The organism is Parapedobacter soli, assembly GCF_025460835.1.
GTDB classification, from domain to species: domain Bacteria; phylum Bacteroidota; class Bacteroidia; order Sphingobacteriales; family Sphingobacteriaceae; genus Parapedobacter; species Parapedobacter soli.
In genome coordinates this window covers 26,989-53,248 of the sequence record NZ_JAMXAY010000022.1, presented here as the reverse complement: position 1 = coordinate 53,248, position 26,260 = coordinate 26,989, and the positions used below count along the sequence as shown (strand labels likewise).

General features: G+C 51.8%; 21 protein-coding genes. 8 read left to right on the top strand and 13 right to left on the bottom strand.

The annotated features are described in order from the left end of the window. The first annotated feature begins 116 nt into the window (after positions 1-116). Positions 117-656, top strand: a complete 540-nt coding sequence (locus NGM62_RS11075; protein ID WP_262247971.1) for a lipocalin family protein — start codon at positions 117-119, stop codon at positions 654-656. Positions 657-914: 258 nt separating this feature from the next. Here NGM62_RS11075 and NGM62_RS11070 read toward each other — a convergent pair whose 3' ends face one another. Further along, on the bottom strand, positions 915-1,850 hold the full coding sequence (locus NGM62_RS11070; RefSeq protein WP_262247970.1) for an NADP-dependent oxidoreductase: 936 nt from the start codon (positions 1,848-1,850) through the stop codon (positions 915-917). 276 nt (positions 1,851-2,126) lie between these two features. On the opposite strand from NGM62_RS11070, the gene NGM62_RS11065 reads away from it, so the two are divergent. Then, on the top strand, positions 2,127-2,906 hold the full coding sequence (locus NGM62_RS11065; RefSeq protein WP_262247969.1) for a class I SAM-dependent methyltransferase: 780 nt from the start codon (positions 2,127-2,129) through the stop codon (positions 2,904-2,906). A 203-nt stretch (positions 2,907-3,109) separates the two neighbouring features. Continuing rightward, a complete protein-coding gene (locus tag NGM62_RS11060; RefSeq protein ID WP_262247968.1) occupies positions 3,110-3,559 on the top strand; it encodes a cold shock domain-containing protein in 450 nt (149 codons plus the stop codon). A gap of 4 nt (positions 3,560-3,563) precedes the next feature. Here the strand turns inward: NGM62_RS11060 and glmS are convergent, their stop codons facing one another. After that, a complete protein-coding gene (glmS, locus tag NGM62_RS11055; RefSeq protein ID WP_262247967.1) occupies positions 3,564-5,405 on the bottom strand; it encodes a glutamine--fructose-6-phosphate transaminase (isomerizing) in 1,842 nt (613 codons plus the stop codon). 211 nt (positions 5,406-5,616) lie between these two features. Here glmS and NGM62_RS11050 point away from each other — a divergent pair, with 211 nt between their 5' ends. Both NGM62_RS11050 and NGM62_RS11045 read left to right on the top strand, forming a co-directional pair. After that, positions 5,617-7,791, top strand: a complete 2,175-nt coding sequence (locus NGM62_RS11050) for a S46 family peptidase (RefSeq protein WP_390937095.1) — start codon at positions 5,617-5,619, stop codon at positions 7,789-7,791. A 165-nt stretch (positions 7,792-7,956) separates the two neighbouring features. Beyond that, positions 7,957-8,190 carry a hypothetical protein gene (locus tag NGM62_RS11045; RefSeq protein ID WP_262247965.1) on the top strand — a complete coding sequence of 78 codons (234 nt, stop codon included), beginning with the start codon at positions 7,957-7,959 and terminating at the stop codon, positions 8,188-8,190. 502 nt (positions 8,191-8,692) lie between these two features. On the opposite strand, the gene NGM62_RS11040 is transcribed toward NGM62_RS11045, so the two are convergent. From NGM62_RS11040 to NGM62_RS11015, 6 genes are all read right to left on the bottom strand, one after another. Then, entirely contained in the window at positions 8,693-11,542 is a 2,850-nt protein-coding gene (locus NGM62_RS11040) for an alpha-L-rhamnosidase (RefSeq protein ID WP_262247964.1), read from the bottom strand. Further along, positions 11,542-13,281: an alpha-L-rhamnosidase-related protein gene (locus NGM62_RS11035; protein WP_262247963.1), complete on the bottom strand. Its 1,740-nt coding sequence runs from the start codon at positions 13,279-13,281 to the stop codon at positions 11,542-11,544. Before NGM62_RS11035 ends, NGM62_RS11040 begins: the two co-directional genes overlap by 1 nt. 158 nt (positions 13,282-13,439) lie before the next feature. Next, positions 13,440-14,600 (bottom strand): galactonate dehydratase, encoded by a 1,161-nt coding sequence (gene dgoD / locus NGM62_RS11030; RefSeq protein ID WP_262247962.1) that lies wholly within the window; start codon positions 14,598-14,600, stop codon positions 13,440-13,442. A 12-nt stretch (positions 14,601-14,612) separates the two neighbouring features. After that, positions 14,613-15,227: a bifunctional 4-hydroxy-2-oxoglutarate aldolase/2-dehydro-3-deoxy-phosphogluconate aldolase gene (locus tag NGM62_RS11025; protein ID WP_262247960.1), complete on the bottom strand. Its 615-nt coding sequence runs from the start codon at positions 15,225-15,227 to the stop codon at positions 14,613-14,615. A gap of 23 nt (positions 15,228-15,250) precedes the next feature. Then, positions 15,251-15,733, bottom strand: a complete 483-nt coding sequence (locus tag NGM62_RS11020) for a hypothetical protein (protein WP_262247958.1) — start codon at positions 15,731-15,733, stop codon at positions 15,251-15,253. A gap of 145 nt (positions 15,734-15,878) precedes the next feature. After that, on the bottom strand, positions 15,879-16,391 hold the full coding sequence (locus NGM62_RS11015; protein ID WP_262247957.1) for a hypothetical protein: 513 nt from the start codon (positions 16,389-16,391) through the stop codon (positions 15,879-15,881). A gap of 281 nt (positions 16,392-16,672) precedes the next feature. Here NGM62_RS11015 and carB point away from each other — a divergent pair, with 281 nt between their 5' ends. Further along, positions 16,673-19,489, top strand: coding sequence for a carbamoyl-phosphate synthase large subunit (gene carB, locus NGM62_RS11010; protein WP_262247956.1), 2,817 nt, complete (start codon positions 16,673-16,675; stop codon positions 19,487-19,489). A gap of 76 nt (positions 19,490-19,565) precedes the next feature. On the opposite strand, the gene NGM62_RS11005 is transcribed toward carB, so the two are convergent. The 3 genes from NGM62_RS11005 to NGM62_RS10995 are packed head-to-tail and all read right to left on the bottom strand — an operon-like array spanning position 19,566 to position 22,507. Beyond that, a complete protein-coding gene (locus NGM62_RS11005; protein WP_315975863.1) occupies positions 19,566-20,279 on the bottom strand; it encodes an anaerobic ribonucleoside-triphosphate reductase activating protein in 714 nt (237 codons plus the stop codon). Continuing rightward, positions 20,224-20,406 (bottom strand): anaerobic ribonucleoside-triphosphate reductase, encoded by a 183-nt coding sequence (nrdD, locus tag NGM62_RS22115; protein ID WP_315975862.1) that lies wholly within the window; start codon positions 20,404-20,406, stop codon positions 20,224-20,226. The genes NGM62_RS11005 and nrdD overlap by 56 nt, the downstream gene beginning before the upstream one ends. Further along, positions 20,384-22,507 carry a ribonucleoside triphosphate reductase gene (locus NGM62_RS10995; protein ID WP_262247953.1) on the bottom strand — a complete coding sequence of 708 codons (2,124 nt, stop codon included), beginning with the start codon at positions 22,505-22,507 and terminating at the stop codon, positions 20,384-20,386. Before NGM62_RS10995 ends, nrdD begins: the two co-directional genes overlap by 23 nt. A gap of 20 nt (positions 22,508-22,527) precedes the next feature. Here NGM62_RS10995 and NGM62_RS10990 point away from each other — a divergent pair, with 20 nt between their 5' ends. After that, the gene (locus tag NGM62_RS10990; protein WP_262247952.1) at positions 22,528-22,668 is read left to right on the top strand and encodes a hypothetical protein; all 141 of its coding nucleotides are present in this window, start codon (positions 22,528-22,530) and stop codon (positions 22,666-22,668) included. A 51-nt stretch (positions 22,669-22,719) separates the two neighbouring features. Further along, entirely contained in the window at positions 22,720-23,919 is a 1,200-nt protein-coding gene (locus tag NGM62_RS10985) for a CynX/NimT family MFS transporter (protein WP_262247950.1), read from the top strand. A 24-nt stretch (positions 23,920-23,943) separates the two neighbouring features. On the opposite strand, the gene NGM62_RS10980 is transcribed toward NGM62_RS10985, so the two are convergent. Beyond that, positions 23,944-25,767, bottom strand: coding sequence for a hypothetical protein (locus NGM62_RS10980; RefSeq protein WP_262247948.1), 1,824 nt, complete (start codon positions 25,765-25,767; stop codon positions 23,944-23,946). 107 nt (positions 25,768-25,874) lie between these two features. Further along, on the bottom strand, positions 25,875-26,204 hold the full coding sequence (locus tag NGM62_RS10975; RefSeq protein ID WP_262247947.1) for a metal-sulfur cluster assembly factor: 330 nt from the start codon (positions 26,202-26,204) through the stop codon (positions 25,875-25,877). Between the last annotated feature and the right edge of the window lie 56 nt (positions 26,205-26,260).

The window sequence follows — 26,260 nt, the reverse complement described above, 5'->3', positions numbered from 1 at the left end:
AAATTCGCCCCAAAAAGGCTTGTAAATTTAAGACAAGCACTTTAACCAAATGCTTATTTTTACAACTTATGCAACTATGGCGGTGAACAAATCGCGCTAGCGGTTGTTTTCCATATATGGACAAACGATATATATTGGCTGCTGGTGGTCTCATTGTCGGCACCGCAGCTTTCGCATTAAGCAGCTGTTGGCAGTCAAAGCCCAAAGGTGTTAACGTGGTTACGGACTTCGATCTCAAACGCTATCTTGGCGATTGGTACGAAGTGGCTCGGTTTGACTTCCGCTTCGAAAAAAACCTCAAAAACACGCGGGCACATTATGCATTGAATGATGATGGTACGGTGAATGTAACCAACTCCGGATACGATTATGTAAAGAAGCGGCACAAGGTTGCAAACGGTAAAGCTAGAATGGTGGGCAAACCAAACGAGGGTAAGCTAAAAGTCTCTTTCTTCGGCCCCTTTTATTCGCCCTATAATATTGTCACTATAAAAGGCGGCTACAAATACGCACTTGTGATGGGGAAAAATACCGATTACATCTGGATTTTGTCACGCACCACCTCCTTATCCCCGGAAGTGAAAGAGGAGTTTCTGGAGATAGCCCGTAAAGCCGGATATGACCTCAGCCGTTTGATCTGGGTGAAACACGACTGATTACTCCACATACACCGGTCGGTCGTAAATGAATTACTCTACGCTACGATCGTATCATTAGACAGCTTTTCCAACTTAGCTGCCAATTCACGGCTTTCGCGTTTCATCCGCGACCTTTTACGGTGGGATACCACGGCCGCCGCGGTGGCTATAAGAAATAATGCACTGACTATAAGCAGGTAAAAAAGTTCGTCTATCCCTCTCGTTGGGTCACTACCGAGACGAATATCTTAAAAAAATTGACGGAAATGAGAAAGACTAAGCCAACACAATTTTACCATACGTATGGCCATCTTCAATCAAGGAGTGGGCCTCACGTATACCGTTGGCCGTAAGGGGCAACACCGTTCGGATAAGCGGATCCACCTTCCCCTCGTCCATCAGTTTCACGATTTCATTCAAGTGATTTCCTCCTTCCAAGGTAACGAAAAAGCTAGCTTTCACCCCATACATTTCCTCCAGTGCTGGGTTTGGCGGCTCCTGGATACTCACCATTCGTCCACCTCTTTTCAATACGCCATAACTTCGTGTCAATACCTCTCCTCCTACAGCGTCAAGCACCACATCTACCGGCATGTCTCGTAACACTTGGGCAAAATCCTCTTGGTCGTAAACAATCGCATGGTCCACTCCCAACCGCTTCAGCCACGCCACATGCCGCGTGCTGGCGGTAGCGATCACTTTGGCCCCCAAAGCCTTCGCAAACTGTATAGCAAAGCTACCGATACCACCGGCGCCCCCTTGTATCAATACCCGCTCGCCGGCTGTCAGCCCGGCAAATGTGGTCAACGCCTGCCAAGCAGTCATCCCCGCCAACGGAAGTGCGGCCGCTTTCTCAAAGGAAACACCATTAGGTATCTTTTCCAATAGGTTCTCATGGAGCGCAGTATATGCTGCATACCCACCATTATCGGCCAAGTTTGATTTGGCAAGCACGGCATCCCCTACTTTGAAACGGCTGACCGCTGCCCCCACCTTTTTCACTACACCAGCAATATCCAAGCCCAGCACCAGTGGAAACTCGTAGGCCAGTATTTCCTTCATATAGCCGGACCTGATTTTCCAATCGACCGCATTGACCGACGCAGCACGGATTTCCACAAGGACATCCTGTTCACCGATCAGCGGCATCGGTATATCGGCGTCATTCAATTGGCTTATGTCGCCATACGATGTTATCACAACAGCTTTCATTCACAGATTATTTAGTGCGTCGCGGGTGGTTTCAATACGGTCCCCGCAAACGGGTACGCACAAAAATATAAATAACAAGTCTCACTTTCAAGGATTGGCTGCTAATGTCCTATCCTGAGGCCCGGCACAATTGTGTACTACATGTCAAATTTCATCAGCAGACTTCGCCGGCTGCAACGGTATATTTAACTTAGCCTAATCGCGCGAGAAGTCTTCTCACAACGGTGGAATCTAAGTGCTATCGATACCGAGCACCGTACTAAAAAATGCAACGAAATGGCCATCGAAGAAAAACTCAATGAAAAACAGGGACACTGGATACTTGCAAAGGTAGGCAAGAAAGTTTTGCGGCCCGGTGGCCGTGAGCTAACCCAAATCCTGATGAAAAACATGGACATCAATCCCTCGGACGACGTGGTGGAGTTCGCTCCCGGACTAGGTTTCACCGCGGCAATTGCCTGCGCGAAAAAACCGAGAAGCTATACCGGCGTGGACAACAACAAACAAGCATCCGAACTAGCAAGGAAAAACGTGAACTACGACAAGATGACCATGATCGTAGCCGATGCCGCACATACCACCCTACCGGACAATCACGCTACTAAAGTATACGGCGAAGCGATGCTCACCATGCAGCCGTTAGAACACAAGAGAGAAATCGTCCGCGAGGCAGCACGCATCCTGAAGCCGGGCGGCTACTATGGTATCCATGAATTGGGGTTGTGCCCGGACAGCATCTCCGAAGATATCAAGCAACGCGTTTACAAAGACCTTAGCTCCAATATACGGGTACACGCGCGGCCACTCACCACGGCCGAATGGTGCGACCTGCTTCAGGGCGAAGGGTTCGAAATCATCAGGGTAGACTCCAATGCGATGGCATTACTCCAGCTCGGGCGCGTACTGCAAGACGAAGGCCTGTTGCGCACCTTAAAAATCATGTATAATGTAACCACCCATGGCGAACTGCGCAAACGCATCCTACAAATGCGCCGCACTTTCCGTAGCCATCAGAACGATATGAATGCCGTGGCCATCGTCGCAAGGAAGAAATAATTCACTTTCTCGGTATTTTTTCGTATATTCGTTCGATTTCATGGCAATACACGTTTACAAAAATACACTAGTGTCGCTCATCGGCTACGCTTTCTGATAATTTCCTTTTTTGAATATTAAGGTACAACCTGCAGGCTCCCTGCGGGGCCTGGCCTTGTGGGTATATGCAAACAAGAATAATCACATATAAATTCATCTAATTAATGGCAGAAACATTTAGTAAAAGAGAACGAAGAAAGAAGAAAATTGAACGAAGAAGAGAAAAAGAACTCCGGAGGGAAGAACGGCGCAACGTGGTAACCAAGCAGAAAACCCTGGAGGAAATGATGGCCTACGTAGACGAGAACGGCAACCTCACAGACACCCCACCCGATCCGAAAAATATACGGAAAGTAGCTGTTGAAGACATCGTCATCGGCGTCCCCAAAGCACCTGCAGTAGACCCCGATGCTGCACTTAGTGGCGTGATCAGTTATTTCGATCCGTCTAAAGGTTATGGATTTATCATCAACGACCAAACCAAAGAGCGGTTATTCGTGCACGTGAACGACCTCAGCCAGCCGGGTACCGAGCTCCGTATGGGCGATAAGGTTTCCTACACCCCCATGCGTAGCCCGAGGGGCATGCAGGCTGTGTCGGTGGTGAAACACTGATGCCTTACTCTACCGTAACCGATTTCGCCAGGTTACGCGGCTTATCCACATCCAGGCCACGTGCCACTCCGATGTAATACGAAAGCAACTGCAACGGGATGACCGAGAGTAGCGGAGCGATGACTTCGTGCGCCGGCGGCACCACCATCACGGCTTGGGCAAGACCGGCTACCGAGTTATCGCCTTCGGATACCACCGCCAGTACATTGCCTTTCCGTGCATGTATCTCTTGGATGTTGCTGACGATCTTCTCGTGGTACGTGTCCTTGGTGGCCACAAATACCACGGGGAGCCGCTCGTCAACCAGTGCGATGGGGCCATGCTTCATTTCTGCCGCGGGATATCCTTCCGCATGGATATAGGAGATTTCCTTCAGTTTCAGCGCCCCCTCCAGGGCTATGGGGAAGTTGTATCCCCTACCTAAGAACAGGAAGCTCTCCGCATCTTGGTACCGCAGGGCGATATCTTTGATGTTCTGCAGCTGGTTTTCGATAATCCATTCCACCTTTGCCGGCACCTCATCCAGCTCTTTCATCAACGTATGGAACAGTTCGTTGGAAATCGTACCTCTGATCTCTGCCAATTTCAATGCGATCAGCTGCAATACAGCCAACTGGGCGGTAAATGCCTTAGTACTGGCTACGCCGATTTCCGGCCCCGCATGGGTATACGCACCCGCGTCGGTAATGCGGGCAATGGATGAGCCCACCACATTGACGATACCGAATATGGTAGCCCCCTGCCGCTTTGCATTTTCGAGTGCTACCAGTGTATCGGCCGTTTCGCCGCTTTGTGAAATGGCCAGAATGATGTCATTGCGTGACACGATGGGGTTGCGGTACCGGTATTCCGAGGCATACTCCACCTCTACGTTTAGCCGGCACAGCTCCTCGATGAGGTATTCGCCTACGAGGCCGGCGTGCCAGCTCGTGCCGCAGGCCACGATGACGATACGGTGGGCGTCGCGTACCTTGTCTGCAATCTTATCCAGCCCGCTCAAGGTAATGTGCCCTGCCTCGGCGTTCAGCCTACCCCGCAGCGAGTCGCGGATAGTCTGGGATTGCTCGTGGATTTCTTTCAGCATGAAGTGCTCGAAATTACCCTTCTCAATGGCCGCCAATTCCAGGTCGAGCTCCTGCACGAAGGGCGTGATGCGCTCGTTGCCCAGGTTTTTCAATATCAGTTCATCGGGCCTCACTATAGCCAGTTCATAGTCGTTTATATATACCACCTCCTTGGTATAAGCCAGCATGGGTGAGGCGTCTGAGCCTAGAAAATGCTCACCCTTGCCTACACCGATTACCAATGGGCTCCCTTTACGGGCAGCAATGATGGTGTCAGGCTGATCGGTTTCTATGAGTAAGATTACATACGCACCCGAGACCCTTTTCAGCGCAATCCGCACGGCTTCCTCCAGCGAGCATTCATTTTTCAGCTTAATATCTTCGATGAAATTCAGCAGCACTTCCGAGTCGGTATCGCTACTGAAAGTATAGCCCTTTTTTATCAGTTCATCTTTGAGCTGTGCATAGTTTTCGATGATACCGTTGTGGATCATCGCAACCCTGCCCGATTTGGACAGGTGGGGGTGTGCATTCCGGTCTGAAGGTTCGCCATGCGTAGCCCAGCGTGTGTGGCCAATACCTGTAGTAGACCGCGTAGGAGCTCCGTTGGCAAATTCTTCCAATGCCGCAACCATCCCCTGCTTCTTATAAACGGCGAGGTGGTTACCGGTGTGCAATGCCACCCCGGCGCTGTCGTAACCCCGGTATTCCAGCTTTTTCAGTCCTTCAATCAGAATGGGATAGGCTTGATTTCGGCCGGTATAGCCAACGATTCCACACATAGCGTATTATTTAGTTTTTAACATTAACGGCGGCAAAAATAATGATTTTGAGATTAATCAATCGGTTGCGTAGGCTTTTTTTCAAAAAAACTCGCCGCCAGGCGGCCGATGCGCAGCCCGAAACGATCGACTGTTGCTTATCAACACTATTCTCATTAGATTTGGAACGCACACATATAACCCCCTTATTATGCGACGGCAACTGCGTATCATCTCAAAGAAAGTACTGGCTATTCTTCTATTCTTGGCGGTAGGTGTACATTTTTCCGCTACCGTTCCTGACGAAGGGATGTATCCCCTGAGCGATCTCGACCGTGCGGGGCTACAGCAGGCTGGTCTCGAAATCGACCTGAAAGACATTTATAATCCCGGCCAGGTCAGTCTGGTAGATGCCCTGGTGAGGGTTGGTGGCTGCACCGGATCGTTCGTGTCGGAAAGCGGCTTAATCATCACCAACCACCATTGTGCATATAGCGCGGTGCAATTGGCCAGTACACCGGAGCAAGACTACCTCACCCATGGGTTTGTTGCCGATACCCGCGAAAAGGAAATCCGAGCCCAGGGGCTGACCATCCGCATCACCATTGGGTATGAAGACGTTTCTGCCCGGATATTGGGGGCTATCGCCGGGGTCGATGACCCGGTAGAACGCATCCGTATCATCAAAGAGGCCAGCAAATCCATTGCCGACGCAGCTGTGGCTGCCGATCCGGCCATCACGGCGGAAGTCTCTGAGATGTTTATCGGCAAGAGTTACGTCCTCTTCAAGTACCAAACCATCGAAGATGTACGGCTCGTATATGTACCCAGCCAAAACATCGGCGAATTCGGGGGCGAGACCGACAACTGGGAGTGGCCGCGGCATACCGGCGACTATTCATTCCTACGGGCCTATGTGGCCCCAGACGGTTCATCAGCGCCCTACGCCAAGGAAAATGTACCATATAAACCCCGGAAGCACCTAAAAATCAACCCGCAGGGCGTAGACGAAGAAGATTTTGTCTTCATCTTAGGCTATCCCGGCCGAACTTACCGGCATCGGCCCGCCCAATATATCGAATACCAACAACGGTATCTCCTGCCCTATGTGTCGGAGCTCAATGACTTCCAGATCCAGCAAATGGAAGCTGCGGGTGCTGCGGACAAAGCCGTTGAACTGCAGTTGGCCACACGGATCAAACGCAACGCCAACGTGATGAAAAACTACCGTGGCAAATTGAAAGGCCTGCGGAACATCAACCTGCTACAGACCAAAAAAGAAGAGGATGCCGCGCTGGCCAACTTCATCCGGAACACACCCGAATTGGAGAAGCAGTATGGCACGCTGATGACAGATATCGATGCTCTCTACCAGGAGATCTTCACGGATGCCGAGCAGGAAATGTGGCTGGCACAAATATATAGCAGTACCAGCTTGCTCCAAGTCGCACGAAACCTGAACCATCTGAAAAAATTACTACAGCAACAGCAAACATCCGAGCAGCGCGAACAGCTGTTTGCCAGCAATATCACGGCTTTCAAAGGCTACCTTGACCGTATCTATGCCAGTTTCAATGAAGCGGTCGACGCCGGTATCTTTAGCAAAATGTTGCAAGATGCCTGGCAATTCGAGGGGCAAAATGAACTGCAAACCATTGCGGCTTTGGGTATCACTGAAGCGCCACAGGTAGCAACATTCGCCGGCAATCTGATTAGCAACACTCAGCTTACCGATAAATCGTTTGTAACCAACGAGGTACTAGCATCCGCATCAGCTATTCTAGCCTATAATGATGAGCTCCTGCAATTCGAAGCCGCGTTGGCAGCGGAAATCGATACGCGGATCAAGCCGGAACAGGATCGGCGCGAAGGGCTGCTCAACCGGCTGATGGGCGATTACGTCACCGTAAAAGAACATTTCCTGAAGCGCGATTTCGTACCCGATGCCAACGCTACGCTGCGGCTCACCTACGGATATATCCGCGGCTATTCCCCCGCCGATGCTACCTACATGAAACCATTCACCACCATCCGCGGCCTTCTTGAAAAGGGTGCTAGCGGGAATCCCGTTTATGACTATCCATCGCTCATCCGCGAGCGCTGGGAAGCCAAGGATTTCGGCCCGTATGCCAAAGACGACCTGGGTGATGTCCCCGTCAATATCCTGTATGATATGGATACCACCGGCGGCAATTCGGGTTCGCCCATCATGAACGCCCGCGGCGAGCTGGTCGGTGTCAATTTCGACCGTGCTTACGACGCCACCATTAATGATTTTGCGTGGAACGAAAGCTACAGCCGGTCTATCGGCGTTGATATCCGTTACGTCCTCTGGGTGGCCGACAAAGTCGATGGCGCAGACTTTCTATTGGATGAAATTGGAATTAAGGAGTCGATATACAATTGAAAATCAATTTTCCATAATTTAACTAACCAGAAAGCCACGAGTATGGACGAAAAGAATAGCCTTCATATACTCTAATAAATTACAAGTTTTAGGCCTTTACTGCAGAACAGATGAAGGAGATTGCCAAGGAATTACCGTTAACGATTAAAGATAGAGCCATGATTTATGATTCAAAAGGGGCTTAAACAGGGCATTGAAGCAGAGAAGGCTGCTGTAGTAGCCAATCTTTTATTGCCCAATAAATTCAGCATCCCCGAAATCACTAGTTTTGCCGGCGCTGCAGAAGATTCCGTCAAGAAAGTCCGCGTTGGCCGCATTCTTAGCATCGCCTTCCGCGGCTTAAATCAACGGAACGAGCATTCCTGTAGATGGTGGAAAGATCGGTGCGATATCGTATGAATTTATCCTCGAGAATCGCCGATATGCTCTTCTCAGAGAGCAATATCAACCGAAAATGCTATTTGAATAAAGCGCTTTTAACTGATATTGCTATATTTAAAAAACAATAATAGGCGTATGGAAGAGCTGATCGGCAAATCAAACCGAATCGTCGGAAGACAATCCCTAACGTTCAAGCGCACACTTTATGACACTATCGATTGGTCAAATGGACTGATTGGCATCATGGGCGCCTCGGAACGGGAAAAAACACCCTATTACTACATAGGCAATAAGATACCGTTGTGGCTATTAGGAATGCTGTATTATGAGCAGCACGATAAAGGATACCTCAACCATGTGATACGTTTGCCGTCTCCAATTCCTCGAATTCCAGGCCCATTAAACTCTATTGCTCCCATTCCTACCACCGAAGCCAGCGGCTTAAAATTCCACCCCTGTCATTCACTGTCCATCCGGACAATCTACACCTACACCTACACCTACACCTACACCTACACCGTTACCTCATCACAACGAACTGGTACCGACCAGAGCCAACGCGCACAACAACATGACCTTCCGACTGCGTGGCACCCGTATACAGCTCCGTATCTTTCAATGCCTTGCCATTTACGAGCACATCCTGCACACGATTCGCCGGGACGTACACCGTTGCCTGTGTATTGACCGGAATTTCTACCGATTGGTAAACACGATCCCCAGTTTTGCGCCAAGACGATCGTATCCAACCGTTAATGGAGCGGTATGCTGCATCAAGCTCGTTGATCCCTGCATCGATAATCTCGGGCTTGATGGTGATCTTCCGGTAACCTGCACCATCCGATCGGATGCCGGCCATGTTTCCGAACATCCACTCGTTTACCGCGCCGAACGCATAGTGGCTGAACGAGTTCATGCTCGCATTATGCACAAACCCCTTGTCTTTCGTATAGCTGTCCCAACGCTCCCAGATCGATGTGGCACCGTTGGCTACCTCAAAACCGAGCGAAGGATACTCCGTACTCAAAATCAACTGGTAAGCCTTATCCGAACTCCCCGTTGCCGACAATGCCGGCAATAGCGGCCTGAACCCTAGAAATCCGGTCGTGAGCTTGTTGCCATTGGCTTCAACCAATTTGCGCAATCGCTGCCCCGCATTCTGTTGCTGTGATGAATCCAAAAGCTGCATATAGATGGCGTTCGCGTAAGCCGTTTGGGTATTCCCATCGAAGCCCAAGTGCCCGTCTACATAGCCTTTCCCGTCGCCATACGCAGTGGTATCAGTCATGAATTTACCCTGCTCGTCGCTATAGTGCTCAAAAAACGCCGTCATGATCGCCTCACTTTCGGCAGTGTATCGCCGAGATCCTTCGTCATCCCCTATGGCTTCGACCAGTTCGGCCATAAGCCGGGCGCAATACGCATAGTACAGCGTGGCGAGTAAATCGGGTGAGGTCTTTTTGCCGATCGATAACCAGTCTCCGAAACCTCCTTTCGGACTTACCTCATCGAAACTGGTTTCCTTGAATATCCGGTCGCCTCCAGCCTTCCCGCGGAGAAAATCCATGAATTTTCCCATATACGGTAGCGACTGCTCGACGATGCGCGTGTCGCCATAGGTCCGGTACATTTCGTAAACACAGATGATACCTGCCTCAGACCATCCGGGAGAATACGTATCGGTCGCCCGTATCGCCCCCTTTCCGTCCGGCCCCACCGGCATAGGTGCATAAATCGGATAGGCGCCATTCGGCCATTGTGCATCGTTCAGATCGCGCAGCCACTTGGTGTGGAATGCAGCAATGTCAGTATTGAACGTGGCCGAATGGATGTACACCTGGGCATCGGCAGTCCACCCTTGCCGTTCATCACGCTGCGGGCAGTCCGTGGGGATATCGAGGTAATTGGAGCGCTGCGTCCACACGATGTTGCTATAGAGCTGGTTCAGCATGGCGTTATCGGTCTCGAATACACCTACCTCCGGTGTTGACGAACTCATGGCCAGCCCGGTCAGCACATCGTTGCCAGGCTCCCCCCGTAACCCACTAATCTCTACGTACTGGAATCCATGGAAGGTGAACTGGGGTTGCCATTGTTCGCCTGCCGGGTCTCCCCGGAGTACGTAGGTATCCGTAGCCCGTGCCCTGCGCAGGTTCTCGGTCACCAACGACCCATCGGGATGCAGCATCTCACCGTAACGGAGCACCACCGAATCCCCTTTATTGCCCTTTACATGGAGCCGTACCACGCCGGCAAAATTTTGCCCGAAGTCAACGATGTATTTCCCATCTCCCCGTGGTGTAACCGACTTCGCTTTCAATTCGTGTGTAATTTCCACCGGACTGCCGGGATACAATTGTATGGCGCGATCCGAGCGATCGGCATGAACCTGGGCTGCCTCCCATGCGCTATCATCGAAGCCCGCCTGCGCCCAACCGTCCAGCGCTAACCGTGCATCGTACGTCTCTCCCTGCAGAAGGTCGGTTTCCCGCAAAGGCCCTTGGCTTGCACGCCAGGAGTTATCCGTCAAGATCGTCTCCCGGCTTCCGTCGGAATACGTTATTTCTACCTGCGCCTTGATAAGCGGCACATCGCCATAGAAACCCCGAACCGTCGGCGAGCCCACCAGCAGCGCGTATCCGAGGTAGCCGGCATACCACCCGTAAGAGAGTGTGGCCGCAAACGCATTGCTACCAGAATGAAGGTATTCCGTTACGTCATAGACGTTATAATATACACGTTTGTTGTAGTCGGTCCATCCCGGTGCGAAGTAGTCGTCGCCTACCCGCTCGCCATTGATGAAAAACTCGTAAACGCCCAATGCCGTAACATATAAACGGGCAGACTCGACATTGCGAGTCACTTTTTGTTCTTTTCTTAGGTAGGGCGCCGGTGGCAAATGATACGTATCGCCCTTACCGTAGGCAGTCAGGTCAAACCCAATCCAATCGGCTTTCCAATCGGCAGCATCCAACAGCCCCGTTTCCCACCACGTGGCTTCGCTCCACTCTCCCGGCTCGTCATGCTTGTCCCAACTTCTTACTTTCCAATATACGCGTGTCCGGGCGGGTATCGGGCTCCCTTGGTATTCAACCTGGTTCGTGGCGTCCGTATCCACCTTCCCCGAATCCCAAAGGTCGCCCCGGCCTTGGTCCAATAACTCGGCAGACGAGGCGACCAACACCTGGTATGCCGTCTGGTACTGACCATCACCGCTGGCCTCCAGCTCCCAGCTCAACCGCGGACTGGCTACATCAATAAAGGGGCTTTCTTTATACTCTGCACGGAGGTAAACAGGATACAGTTCTTTGCCATCCACGTACGAAAAACAAACTGCTAACAGCCAAGCGAAAACAACTAGACTTTTCATTATCGGATAATTTTAACGCCTTTGGGTGCATGAATGGTCGACTTCACCTGCCCATCGGCCTGTTTCTCGTGCTTTACACGCAGTACGCCGTAGGGCGTGGGGTAGGTACCTTCCACAAAATCGAGGTCGCCGAGGTGGGGCTTGACGGAAATACGTTTACTCCCCGGCTCCAGCACCTTGATGCCCAGCACATGTTCGGTAAGCCATGCTGTAGGTCCCGACGCCCACCCATGGCAGAGACTGTGGCGAAAACCCACATAGCAGTAGTCACCGTAATCCCCGTGCACATCTATCTTGCCGTCAGGAACCAGCTCGTCGATGCGGCCCGCATTCTTTATCCATCCGATATCGAAATGCTCCCAGAACGTTGTCGCTCCCAAGTCGAGCATACCGCCCCAGTATTCGCGGATTACCTCCATCGCTCCGCCATAATTGCCGGCCTTCGCCATGGCCTGCAGCATGTAATATCCATAAAACGTAGATAAGTTTGCCGCACCGCCCGCGAATAACACTTCTTCGGCCTGTTCTGCGGGCATCATGCCCACCAACGCCATCAGCGCTGCGGCTTGCTTGGTGGAACCTGCGTCCGGCGTATAGCGGGAAAGACGGTCAACGGCATCGGCCGCGACTTGTTTTGTTTCCGTATCGCCCAATATTTCGCTCAGCTCCACCGCAATAGCCAACGACCACTGGGTCATGGCCTGCAGGCCGGCATGGATCGCCACTGGGTCTTCGCTGGTCGGCCAATCCAGGAACCGGTGGCCATCCATCTCCTCCTTGCCATCTTGCCTCACTTTACCGGCAATCTGCCGGACAAGGCCGGCCAGATACGGCTGCTGCTCCCGGAGATAGGCCAGGTCACCGTGATGCATATACCAATCGTGGTGCAAGATGATCCACCACATCGAATACGTACTGATTCCGCTCATCCAGCCCGGCAACGGCGTCACGTCCCGGGCCAGGTCCAAGCTCTTCGGCACCACCTCGTTGTATCCGAATACGGCATTTACCGTGGCCACTTCGGGATGCAGGTCGCCCACCCAAACCAAGCGGTCGCGCTTAATCCCGTCCCAAAGGTAGTCCTGCATGTTGAGGTGTACCGTATAGGCACCCGTTTGCCAAATCCGGTTCAGGCGTTCATCGCTGCTATGAAATGAGCCCAGGTAGGGTATATCCCGATAGCTAGATATCGCTCGCACTTCTTTCAGGTGCAGCTCGGCGTCACCATCCAGCAGGTCTATGCGGACAAAACGGAAGCCACTCTCCCCTACCTGTATCTTGCCGAGCCAGGGCACCAAAATTTCCATGTCGCGGATGGCATGGTCGTTGGTAGCCCCCCGCTCCCCGAGTTCAGCCATCGCCTCACTCGCCGATTCACCGAAGCGGATACGCACCTTACGTGGCGTATTCCCCGGGTTCCACATGCCGGTCACGATCTCCAACCCGCCATGCAGCTCCTTCCCGAAATCGAGGAGGATGCTGCTTCTTGCCGGTCCTTCATTTTTCAATACGGTGATGCTTGCGTTGGTCAGGTCAGCTTGGCCATTCCCCGGCTGGAGCAACTGCTCTTCATTGCGGATATCGCCCGATTGCCACAAAATACGGGTGGGCGATACATACTCGCGCACGATCTCATTCAGTGAGTCGGTATGTATTGCAGCGCTTTGACCTGAAGCCACTTTCGCATTCAGGCTTCCCAGTAGAAATACAATCAACAAAGACACGCCTATTTTTATCATAATCTGTAAAGTTAACTAGCTGGCTTTTATTCGCGGTAAGATTACAGATAATCGGAGAATTCGGTATCCTGCACTCACCTGATGAGGAGGAGTTCAGGTCCGCCCTTGGTGTAGATCGACTCCCCCTGCACCTATCGGTCCGGAAATCGCAGTAACGGCTACCACTCGGCCAAACTACCGTCTTTCAACCGCCAGATGGGATTTTTCCATTGGTGGCCCACCTTTTGGGCTTTACGGACTGCCTGCTCGTCGATCTCCACCCCAAGCCCGGGGCGCTGGAACAACTGGATATACCCGTCTTTGACCGCAAAATCCTCCGGATTAGCTACGTAATCCAATAGGTCGAAGCCCTGGTTGTAGTGGATACCGATGCTGCTTTCCTGGATAAAGGCGTTGATGCAGGCAAAGTCGATGTTGAGTGCCGCGGCAAGGGATATCGGGCCCAACGGGCAATGTGGCGCCAGCGCCACGTCATACGCTTCTGCCATCGCCGCTATCCGCATCACCTCCGAAACGCCGCCCGCATGGCTGAGGTCGGGTTGCACGATGTCCACGTGGCCATCATGCAACAGATGCTTGAAATCCCACCTCGAAAACATCCGCTCGCCCGTGGCGATGGGGATACTGCTATAAGCGGCAATCTGTGCCAACGCTTCCGAATGTTCGCTCAACACCGGCTCTTCGATAAACATGGGCTTATAGGGCGCCACCTCGTCGATTAGCCTACGCACCATCCCCTTGTGCACCCGGCCATGGAAGTCCAATCCGACGTCGAGCTGGTCGCCGAACTCCTCGCGCAGCAGCCGGATGTTCTCCACCACTTGGGTGATATCCTGCTGGGCGGCTATCCAATCCATCGCGCCAGTGGCATTCATCTTCACAGCCGTATACCCTTCGTTTACCCGGTCGCGTGCCTGGCTGATCACGACCTCGGGATGGTCGCCGCCGATCCAGCAATACATTTTCATCTGCTGGCGCACGGCGCCGCCCAGCAGCTGGTATACCGGCAGGCCTATCGACTTACCTTTGATATCCCACAGTGCTTGGTCGATACCCGAAATGGCACTCATCAATATCGGGCCGCCACGGTAAAAGCCACCTCGGTACAATACTTGCCACAGGTCCTGGATGTCGTGGGCCGACCGGCCCACGACGTATGACTCCAGCTCCCGAACGCAGGCGGCTACGGTATCGGCACGTCCTTCCACGACGGGCTCCCCCCATCCGATGATCCCTTCCTTCGTGGTTACCTTGAGGAAAAGCCAACGCGGTGGCACGGTGAACAACTCCAATTTCTCAATGATCAGTTTATCTTGCATGGTCATACGGTTTTATGATTCGAAAGTATGGTGCAATTTAGTGATGGACTGGCTAATGGTTGTTGGATCGTCCGATAGGAGGCTCCCGCCCATGCCCACACCCACCGCACCGGCACGGAACCAGTCGCCGGCATTGGAAAAGTCTACGCCACCCACGGCAATGACCCGTATACCGTTATAAGGGCCAAGGAGCGCCTTCAGGTAGGCCGGCCCCATTACCGATGCCGGGAATAGCTTGATGAAATCGGCGCCATAATTTATCCCTTCAGCTACCTCCGTGGGCGTCAGCGCTCCCATCACCACGGGAACACCGTTGCGATGCGCCGTTGTGATTACGTCAATATTCATGTTAGGCGTAACCAGGAACTGGGCACCGAACGACAGGGCTTCGTCTGCCAGGGTATCATTCAGTATCGTCCCAGCGCCGATCAACACATCCGGAAATTCCGTCCGTGCCTGCTTGATGGCCTGGCCGTAACCAGGCGTATTGCTCGTTATTTCCAATACGCGTACGCCGGAAGCCACCAGCCTCGACACCGTAGGCAACACTTCGGCTTCTTCAGCCAACCGCACAATGGCGATAAGCCGTTCCGTTTGTATCCTTGCTATAATTTCTTCTTTCGTCATATCTTATTGGCCACTCAGCTCTTTTACAGTTGTTCCAGCGACTTATTCTTGGTTTCCGGCAACACGAACAGCACAAAAAAACAGGTTTGCCACCATGGCCAGCGCAAAGAAACCGAATATATAGGCAACGTAGAACATATCATTTTGATTTTACTCATAGCATGTAAAATTGGTGTTAAATGTATGGTTATTTTTTGATTTAAACGCTGGCCAATACACCGCCACCAATGTAAATCACCATTTGCTTTCTGGTCACAAACGTAGGTGGACAAAAGCCCCGCTTCAACTTTTGGCAGTAATTGGCAGCATTTGGCATAAATCACTGCCAATCGCTGCCAGTTGTTCGACAGTTGTTCGAGTGGCCTTCGACAATCCTTCGACAATCCTTCGACAATCCTTCGAGACTGCTTCGGGAATTGTTCGGGAACGGTTCGGCTGCCCTTCGGCAACTTGTCGAAGGGCAGCCGACGGCCACTCGAACACCCGGCGGGCATGGCCTTAGCCAAAGCTTAGCCATGCCCGGCCCGTCTCAGGGGCATGGGCTACCACCGCTCGTACCATACAGGTCTCGGCATAGGCACTAAAAAAAATTGCCATTGGCTTCAGCAACCAATGGCAATCACTCGCGGACGCGGATAAAACCGCTCTTATCTAAAATACGTAACGGGCTGTCAAGCCGCTATTGAATAAGAACCCGTTGATACCACCATAAGACTTCACGAAGTGTGCAGTAGGTCTCAAATCAGCAGAAAATGCAAACGGCGCATTCTTCAGTTTGTAATCCACCCCACCGGTAGGGAAAATACCGATTGAAACACCACCCCAATCTTCATAATCAGAAAACGTGTTGGCAATGATAGCACCACCACCTACAAACCATTTAAACCCTTCGATATTACCGATGGGAAAATGATGCTGATAGGCACCGGATAATGACAGGTTAGTAATCCCGTCACTGTAAATTCCATAACCAATGCTTGGCTTGAAACCCAAGTCAAACTCCAACGCGGCAGGTTCAGAAATAAAAGTCTTGAAGGCCGCACCGATCAGATCATAGTAGCCGCCACCCAACCGGAGACCGATAGAGTTCTTGTAATCACTCTGTGCAGATGCCGTGAAAGCAAATGCAGCAAACAGGGCCAATAACGTCAATTTAATTTTCATGGTCTTATCTTTATATTAAAAAACGTCCAAAAGTAAGCTATTCCACGGTTAGGAGAAAATAATTTCTTTACATAAGAAAAAAATACCTAAAAACAGGTAGGCCGACACGGTACCCACGGCAGTAATATAATGGTTATTGAAATTATTAACCATTATTCCATTTAAAAAGCATACCTTTGCACTCCGACAAAACAGTCGGAATATCCTCACGCATCATCCCAGACATTCCCACTGTTTAGCAAATGTAGCGTTGAAAATTAATTAACATTTTTCACCATATAATGCCCAGAAACACTTCCATTAACTCGGTTTTAATTATCGGTTCAGGCCCTATCGTTATCGGACAAGCCTGCGAATTTGATTATTCCGGATCACAGGCCGCCCTTTCGCTTAAAGAAGAGGGGATTGAAGTATCCATCATCAACTCCAATCCGGCCACCATCATGACCGACAACGTAATTGCCGACCATGTGTACTTACTGCCGCTTACGTGCGAGAGTATCGAACAGATTTTACAGGAGCAGCAGATCGATGCCGTACTTCCCACCATGGGCGGACAAACGGCCTTGAACCTATGTATCGAGGCGTCAGAACGCGGGCTTTGGGAGAAGTACAACGTCCAAGTCATCGGTGTTGACGTGGCTGCTATTGAGAAAACCGAGAACCGGGAAGAGTTCCGCAAGCTGATGGTCGATATCGGTATCGGTGTGGCCAAATCCCAAATTGCCAACTCATTCCTCGAGGGCAAGGAAGCCGCACAACAAATCGGTTTCCCGTTGGTCATCCGGCCTTCGTACACGTTAGGCGGTACCGGCGGTGGCTTTGTCCACAAGAAAGAAGAGTTTGAGGCCGCATTGAGCCGTGGGCTCCAAGCATCGCCCACACATGAAGTATTGGTGGAGCAGGCCGTATTGGGCTGGAAAGAGTTCGAACTCGAATTGCTGCGCGACAATGCGGATAATGTGATCATCATCTGTACCATCGAAAACTTCGATCCGATGGGCGTGCATACGGGCGACTCGATTACGGTAGCGCCGGGCATGACGCTGAGCGACCGTTGCTACCAGGAGATGCGCAACCAGGCCATCAAGATGATGCGTGCCATCGGCAACTTCGCAGGCGGCTGTAACGTACAGTTTTCGGTAAACCCCGAAAACGAAGATATCATTGCCATCGAAATCAACCCACGGGTGTCACGCTCGTCGGCACTAGCTTCCAAAGCAACCGGCTATCCCATCGCCAAGATCGCATCAAAGCTTGCTATCGGCTACAACCTCGACGAAATCCAAAACCAGATTACCAAAACCACTTCAGCTTATTTCGAGCCTACACTGGATTACGTGATCGTAAAAGTCCCCCGCTGGAATTTCGCCAAGTTCAAAGGCGCCAACCGCGAGCTCGGCTTACAGATGAAGTCGGTGGGCGAGGTGATGGCCATCGGCCGCACGTTCATCGAGGCATTGCAGAAAGCCTGCCAAAGCCTGGAAACAGGCCGCCATGGCCTGGGTGCCGACGGAAAGCAGTTGCGCAACCTGGAGGAAATCATGCACAGCCTCGAACACCCCAGCAGCGACCGGCTCTTCCACATCAAGGATGCCTTTGAGCTGGGTGTACCGCTTGAGTCTATCCGCAAAGCAACGAATATTGACAAATGGTTCTTAACCCAGATCCAGGAGCTGGTAACCCTGGAGACCGAATTACGCCGTTACCAACTCAACAATATCCCTAAAGACTTCTTCATCACCCTCAAACAAAAAGGCTATTCGGATACGCAGATTGCCTGGTTGCTGGGCAACGTATCGGAAGATGATGTATACAACCGCCGCCGGGAGCTGGGTATCCGCCGGGTATATAAGATGGTAGACACTTGTGCCGCTGAATTCCCTGCCCATACACCGTATTACTATTCAACCTTCGAGGAAGAGAACGAATCGGTGGCATCCGACAAAAAGAAAATCATCGTGCTGGGTTCGGGACCCAACCGCATCGGGCAAGGCATTGAGTTCGATTACTCTTGTGTGCATGGCCTATTGGCCGCCAAGCAAGCGGGGTACGAGTCGATCATGGTCAACTGTAACCCCGAAACGGTATCGACCGACTTCAATATGGCCGATAAGCTTTATTTTGAGCCCGTTTACTGGGAGCATGTCCGTGAAATCATCGAACTGGAAAAACCGGAAGGGGTTATTGTGCAGCTAGGTGGGCAAACCGCACTGAAGATGGCCGAGCTGCTCGAGTCCAACGGCATCAAAATCATCGGTACTTCTTTCCAAAACATGGACCTGGCGGAAGACCGTGGCCGCTTCTCCGACCTGCTCAAATCGCTGGATATCCCATATCCCAAGTATGGCGTCGCCGAAAGTGCGGAAGAGGCCCTTGAAGTAGCCAAAAAAGTAGGTTACCCCGTACTTGTCCGCCCAAGTTACGTATTGGGTGGTGAGCGCATGAGTATTGTGATCAACGACGATGAATTGGAAACCGCTGTAGTGAAACTGCTGCGTAACCTACCCGGAAACCGGGTGCTGATCGACCATTTCCTCGACCGCGCAGAAGAGGCTGAGTCTGATTCCATCTGCGATGGAGAGGATGTGCACATCATCGGCATGATGGAGCACATTGAGCCGGCAGGGATACACTCCGGCGATTCGAGCGCGGTATTGCCGCCATTCAGCTTATCTGAAAATGTGAAGCGCAAGATGGAGGAATATACCATCAAACTCGCCAAAGCGCTGAATGTCTGCGGCCTGCTTAACATCCAGTTTGCTATTAAAGATGAGAAAGTATATGTAATTGAGGCTAACCCGCGTGCATCGCGCACGGTGCCGTTTATTGCCAAGGCTTATGATGTGCCTTACGTCAATATTGCAACCAAGGTGATGCTGGGAGCCAACAAACTCAAAGACTTTACCATCGAGCGCAAACTGAAAGGCTATGCCATCAAAGAACCCATTTTCTCGTTTGACAAGTTCCCTGACGTGGACAAGCAGCTCGGACCGGAAATGAAGTCCACCGGCGAGGCCATCCGTTTCATCAAGGACCTCGACGACCCGTTTTTCAGGGAGATGTATGCCAAGAAGTCGATGTATCTGAGTAAGTAGCGGTACACCAAGTATTTATACAGCCCCGATGCCATAACGGTTATCGGGGCTCTTTTTTGAAGCCCCGCGTTGGCCGTCAACCGCGCTCCACCACTTCGATGCCATCGACCGACAGCTCCGACAGGCGCGCATGTTTCACCGACCGGCCGAGCTCACCGAGCACGGGCACACCATTTACATAATGCTGGATATAATAGGAGCCCCGGTAATCGTGCTGCTGCAGAAAGTGGACCATCTGCTGTAAATCGGCTGTCGTGATCAGGTCACTGTGCACAGTGGTACGTACCTCAAACGGGACGTTCGACCGGTTGAGCAACGACAAGCTTGCTGTGAATTGGGGGAATAGCCCCGATTTTGTAATGGCGTGGTAACGTTGCTCCAACGCCTTGAAATCGAGGGCTACGTAATCAATAAGCCCTTGTGCAATCAGCGCCTCCAGTACTTGGGGCCGCGAGCCATTGGTATCGATCTTTACCTCAAAACCAAACGCTTTCGCTGCCTCAAGCAATGGGAAAATCGTTGGGTGTAACGTGCATTCCCCTCCGCTCAGTACCACGCCCTGCAACAACCCTTTGCGCGACCGCAGGAACTCCAGTGCTTTTTCAATGGACATCCGGCCTTTGCCCAGCACAATATCGGGGTTGTAGCAATACGTGCAGTGCATATTACAGCCTGCAAACCAAAGGATGCAGGCTGTCTTACCGGGATAATCCAATAACGTAAAAGGGGTGATGCTATAGATGGGTGTTGGCACGGCGTTCGGTAAAATGCGTACGTTGCCGATGTTCACCCTTCTTTCCGATATTGAAACTCTCTACCGGACGGTGGTACCCCATTACTCTCGTGTAAACCAAGCATTTGCTTCGTTCCCCCTGATTTTGCTGCAAAACCAGGTCATGTTGCTGTTGTGTAGTCATCTTGTATTGTATGTTGGTGAGTTGCTAAAATAAGATCGTCGCATTTAGGGCAGTATTCGTGCTCTCCATTAAGGTAGCCGTGCACGGGGCAGATACTGAATACCGGTGTAACGGTGATATAAGGCAATTTAAAATTGCTGATTACCGTCCGCACAAAGTTGCGGCAAGCATCGGGCGAACTGATCTGTTCGCTCATATACAGGTGCAACACCGTACCACCCGTGTACTTGCACTGGAGACTATCCTGCAACAGCAACGCTTCGAACGGGTCTTCGGTATAGTCTACCGGTAACTGCGAGCTGTTGGTATAGTAAATATTCTCGCCCTGTCCCGCCTGCAGGATATCCGGGAACCGCTTTTTGTCCTCTTTGGCGAAGCGGTATGTCGTCCCTTCGGCCGGTGTGGCCTCCAGGTTATATAGGTTTCCGGTGTCTTCCTGAAACTCCCGCATACGGTTACGGATGTGTTCCAGGATTTCCGTGGCCAGGGCCATACCTTCATCCGACACGATATCCAGCTTATCTTCGGAAAAATTCCTTATCATCTCATTCATCCCGTTGACGCCGATGGTCGAGAAATGGTTGCGGAAATGCGGCAGGTAGCGCTTGGTGTAGGGGTACAGCCCCCTATCGTACAATTCCTGGATGAACTTCCGTTTTTTCTCCAAGGTTGATTTTGCCAGGTAAAGCCAATGGTCGAGCTGCTTAAAGAGACCCGCCTTGTTTCCTTTATAGCGATAACCGAGGCGGGCCATGTTGACGGTGACCACGCCGATGCTGCCGGTCATCTCCGCACTGCCGAACAGCCCGTTACCCCGTTTAAGCAGCTCGCGGAGATCCAGTTGCAGCCTGCAGCACATGCTGCGCACGGCGTTGGGCTTATACGCTTCGGGGTTCTCCACCCGGTTACCCGACTCGTCGAGCATATACTGGCTTCCCACAAAGTTCTGGAAATAGGAAGAGCCGATCTTCGCTGTATTTTCGAACAATAGCGTAGCGTTCTCGCTTTCCCAGTCGAAATCTTCGGTGATGTTGACGGTAGGAATGGGGAACGTAAATGGCTGTCCATTGGCATCCCCTTCCGTCATTACGGTATAGTATGCTTTGTTGATTACATCCATTTCCGGCTGGAAGTGCTTATAGCAGAGGTCTTCCAACGTGTCTGCCCCGCGCTGCCGGGCCAAGCGGAGTAATGCTTCATCCTGTATACCTGCAAAGAGGTGTGCAGTCCGCTTTGTAGGTATCTGATCCTTTAAGTCATCCGGCACATTCCAGTCCAAAGTAATGTTGGTAAAGGGCGACTGTCCCCATCGGGCCGGCACGTTCACATTATATACAAAACTACGTATAGCCTTCAGCACCTCGACATAAGGTAGCCGATCTTTGAACACATAAGGTGCGAGGTAGGTATCGAACGAACTGAATGCCTGTGCCCCAGCCCATTCGCTTTGCAAAATACCCAGGAAATTGGCCATCTGCCCCAATGCTTCCCTGAAATGGTTGGGGGGTCTGCTTTCTACGCGGCCACGTACACCGTTGAACCCTTCGTCGAGCAATACCCGCAGGCTCCATCCTGCACAATACCCGGTAAGGCAATCCAAGTCGTGAATATGGATATCGCCGTTACGGTGGGCATATCCTTCTTCCTTGCTGTACACCTTATCCAGCCAGTAATTGGCGATTACCTTTCCTGCGGTATTGTTTATCAGCCCGGCACTGGAATAGGAGACATTCGCATTCGCATTGATACGCCAATCGGTTTGGCTGATGTATTCCTCGATAGTCTGTGTGCTATCCACGTAAGTGGTATCTTCATTAAAGCCGTGGATATGTTCCCGCTGCAGTTTCCGCGTATGGCGGTATAGCATAAACGACCGCATGGCTTCGAAGTGCCCCCTATCGTAGAGTGCCTTCTCGATACAATCTTGGATCTCTTCCACCGCCCAGGTGTCCTTTTGGTTTAGCGATTCCATCACCGCATCGCCAACCTCCGGGTCCAGCGGCTGCGATACACTTTCAAACCCCTTGGCGATCGCATCGCTGATCTTGTAGGGCATAAACGGCTCATAGGCGCCACTTCGTTTGATAACGTATTTTTCCATACACACAAAAGTACCCCACTATGGAAGTAGGCTTTATGACCATACGCACAAACGGCGGGAAAAGATATTCACAAAATGCGATGAGTGTGGATATCTCGGGGCTGGGCGCCCGGTTGATAATCCTACTGTCAAAATACGGAAATGCGGTCCAAATCACCTAAATTAATCCTACTTTCGCGGCCGTATTGAAGGGGCGACCCCTATTTGACAGGATGGATAAAACAGCAGAGACTACGCGATTGGGTAAATTCTTTTTACTTACGGGCATTATATTGATAGCTACCAATCTCCGCGCCCCTATTACGAGCGTAGGCCCTGTGGTCCCCCAGATCCAAGACGCCCTGCGTCTCTCCAATACGTTGGCCGGCCTCATCACTACCATCCCGTTGCTGGCATTCGCCCTTCTTTCGCCGGTGGCGTCCAAATTGGCAGACAAGTGGCGCATCGAGACGCTGCTATGGGCGGCTATATGGACAATCGGGATAGGACTGGTTGTGCGGGCGTCGTCAAACGCCGTGCTGCTCTTTACGGGAGCCGCACTGGTGGGGTGTGGCATCGCGTTCGGGAATGTCCTTGTTCCGCCATTCATCAAACATCGTTTCCCGCGAAAGATCGGACTGGTTACGGGTATTTATAGTGTGGCGATGAACATCACCGCATCGCTGGCTTCGGGCTTCAGTATCGCCATCGGCCAGTGGACGGGCCAGGGCTGGAAGGGATCTATCGGTGTATGGGTGGTTTTTTCGGTTATTGCCATTCTTTTCTGGATTCCGCAATTGAAGGGCCATCCGGAGGAAGCACACGCTAATCGGTCTGCTGTCCGCCAAAAGGCGGGCAAATCCATGCTTAGGTCGAGGCTCGCATGGTGCATCACGATTTTCATGGGGCTCCAATCGTTGCTTTTCTACTGCGCGGTAGCTTGGCTACCAGTGGTTCTCCAGGAGTGGGGGATGGCATCCGAAACCTCGGGCTGGGTATTATCATTCGTGCAATTCACCCAGCTTCCCGTTGTTTTTGTAGGCCCCATTATCGCTGGCCGCATGAAAGACCACACCCCGCTGGTGTGGTTTATTGGGGGCACATTGATATTGAGCCTGGCGTTGATCATTGGCTGGCGCACGCAGTTTATCATTCCTGCCGTTATTTTATTCGGCTTGGGTACGGGGCTGGCATTTGCCGTGGTGATGATGTGGTTCGTGCTTCGCACAAGGACAACGCATGAGGCCGCCCGGATTTCGGGTATGGCGCAATCTTTCGGATATGCGCTCGCTGCGGTGGGGCCACCACTCTTCGGCGCCCTGTATGACTTGGCGGGCAACTGGGAAACGCCTTTTTTCCTACTCGTCGCAGCCTCTCTCGTATTATACGTAATGGGCATCAACGTTGCCAAACCGCAACAAATCGATGGTTAACCGTGTTTTATAGCGGCATAGGGGTTAAGCTGGCTTCAATGCTGGTATTTTAACGTCAAACGCGGCTAATTGGAGCAGTGCCTCCTCCGCGGCTTCCATCGCCGATTTCATATCATCCATGTTTGTTTGCGCGTATTGCTGCATCGATGGGATAATGGACCGGTAGTACTCGATACCTTGCAATAAATTGTCCCTAAACCTTCGGTAATGGTTGATTTGCTTTTCGGTAAACTGCTGTTGCTGTTTTTCGATTTCGCCCTTCAGGTAATCGATATAAAGACGCAGCTCGTTGACGAACAGGTTGGAGCGGAACCGGCTGTTCAGCAGGTTGGCCCTTCCGTAAATATGGCCCACCATTTCTTTTAGCGATGCAATTTTGGAAAAGTATACCAAGTTAGGGCCCGGGCATATTGTCACTGCTTTGAGCTTATGCTTAGGTGGAATACCATTGGTAAGCACCGCCGGGGCTGCAAGCCCTTCGCACAGGCAATCTTTTTCGACAATCGCTTCGGCCGCCTGCCGGTACACTTGTTCGTCGGGGAAGTTGGCCCGAGCCTCCTTAAGTTTGAGGTTTTGGTACTGCCTGGATGCTGTGCAGATGGGTTTATCGGTAAACTCCGTATTGAACGACAGGAATTTCTTGTGGCAGGGGCTGCCGGGCCGGTTACGTACAACCCGTTGTTTGCGCTGCTCCTCGGAGCTGCTTAGCCGGAAATTATGGAACGGTACGCCCAGTGGCGATGCATCGCTTAGGTAAAAATCATCCGGCTGGGCATTCGCCAACTTGGTGAGCGTATCGTCGTCTACGTTGGTTGCCTCGGGCACCAGTAGAAATGGGCTGCCCCACCCTGTCCCATCCAATTGGTAATAATCTATCAGAAACCGATCCTCCCCCACGGTACCGATTCCGCCCTGCACCGTAATGCGTTGGGACGGTGCCACAACAAACCCGTACCGGCCTTTCGCAGCAAGCGCAGCGTCACACAGCTGCTTCATTTCGGCGTAAAGGACCTCCCGTTGCGACTTGAAGGCTTCCATGATAGGGCCAAGCAAAACCCCGTCGCTAATGAAAGCGTGCCCACCGCAGTTCAGGCCCGACTCAATCCGGAATTCGGATACCCAAAGCCCCTTCTTTGCCAATAGTTTGCCTTGGATGAGGGCCGACCGATAGTCGCTTACTTTTAAAATAATCCGCTTGGCTAGCTTTCCTTGCCCATCGGGGTAAAAATCATCAAATTGCTCAAAATAGCTGTATAGGCGCGGATTGAGTCCCGCAGACAAAATAACGGACGATTGGAGTTCACTCATCGCAAAGCCCCGGAGTGCAGCTGACGCATCCGAATATTCGGGGGGCAATGGGGTGCCATCCGGCGCATAATTGGTTTTGTCGACCTTCGTCATGATATTTACGTCAATGTCCCCAGCGGTGACGGCCGCGCGGAGGGCCGCTTCAAGCTCCATGCGCTCGTTACCACTGCTTCCGCGTAGGGTGACATACCTGTTTTTCATCGGAGCACCTTCTGGGAGTAATTCGAAATAACGGGTAAGGTCGCTGTCTTGTTCAAAGGAGCCGTCGCGCAGCCGCTCCATCTGCCCATCAACGATATCCTTTAGCAGGTTAAGATAGGCGGTGATCCGCTTGGCCCGGTGATCTTCTGATTTGGCCGGAATAGGATCGAATGGCCGGCCGGTCTGTGCCGCGTAAAACTCACGCATCTGCTCCAGTAAATGGTCATCAGCCAGTGATAGTGCTGATGAAATGCCAAACCGTGCTACTTTCAGCGGTGTATCGATCGTAAAACCCAGCCCCATTACGGGTATATGAAATGTATGATTGGTACTGTTCATTGTGTATGTGTTGGTTTACAAAATTAGGGGTTCCACACCCGCATTGGGTGACTGCGCTCAGCTGCATAATTGATAGCTGTCACAAGTTACGGTTAGCTTGCACTTATTTATTCCAGTCCCATCTGTATTTTTCCCTCGTCAGAGATCATATCGTAATTCCAGGAAGGCTCCCAGACAACCTCAATTTCGGTTTGGCGATCGGGGAAAGCGGCCCCCAGCGCGTTTTCCACCCCGTTTACGATAGCGCCGCCCATGGGGCAGCCGGGTGTGGTGAGGGTCATGGTTACCTTTACTTTCGCCGCATCTGTAAAATCGACGCCATAGATGAAACCGAGGTCAACGATATTGACACAGAGCTCGGGGTCGATCACCTGCATCAGCGCCGTCTGTGTTTTGAGTAATTCGGCGGCAAACGGGTCATTGAGTTTTATTTCCATCTGTCGTTGTTGGGGGATTATTAAAAGTTGGTCACGTTGACCCCCATGCCAACGTG